At 81.4% G+C, this 715-nt stretch carries 1 pseudogene; it reads right to left on the bottom strand.

The features are described from left to right. A pseudogene (locus tag KIK08_RS39315) lies at positions 1-715 on the bottom strand (TIGR02680 family protein); the annotation flags it as partial.

Genomic DNA, 715 nt, shown 5'->3' with positions numbered 1-715 from the left:
CGAGGGCGTCGCGGTCGGGGCGGGCCGCCAGGTCGGCGGCCAGCTCGCCGGTGCGCCGGGCCAGCTCGGCGACCTGCGCGCGGACCGTCCGCAGCACCTCCTCGGCCTCGGCGATCGCCGTCTCCAGCTCGCCGATCCGGCGCTGCCGGGCCCGCTCGCGGGCCGTGCGCCCCACGTGCTCCGGCTCGGGCTTGGCCCAGCTCCCGGTGAGCGCGGCCAACCGCCACGTGCCGTCCGCGCCCACCGCCGCCGGGTGCGCGGCCGGGAGCTGGTCGTCGAAGGCGACGGCGCGCAGCAGCGCCCGCACGCGCTCGGCGTCGACCGGGGCGTCCGGTTCGGGGCGCAGCACGTCGGCCAGGGAGCGGCTGGCCACGGCCGGCAGCAGCCGCGGGTCGGCCAGGACGTCGTGGCCGTCGATGCGGGCCGTGCCGTCGGGCAGGACCCACGCGTCGAGGAGGCCGGAGGCCTGCAGCGCCGCCTCGACCGCGGCGCGGGTCGCGTCCGGCACGTCCTCGACGAAGTCGACCAGCTGCCACAGCGGCGCCCCGGGCAGGACGCCGCGGTCGGCGGTGCGGGTCGGGGGAGCGGGCGGCGGGCTCTCCCGCTGCTCCCGCACCGCGGCCAGCTCGGCGGCCAGCGCGGAGCGCTGCGCCTCGCAGTCGACGAGCCGGCGGTCGGCCCCGGCCCGCTGCGCCGCCAGCGCGTCGCGGACCGG

Origin of the sequence: Pseudonocardia lacus (genome assembly GCF_018531445.1) — a bacterium.
Classification (GTDB): Bacteria; Actinomycetota; Actinomycetes; order Mycobacteriales; family Pseudonocardiaceae; genus Pseudonocardia; species Pseudonocardia lacus.
This window is presented reverse-complemented; position numbering and strand designations above follow the sequence as displayed.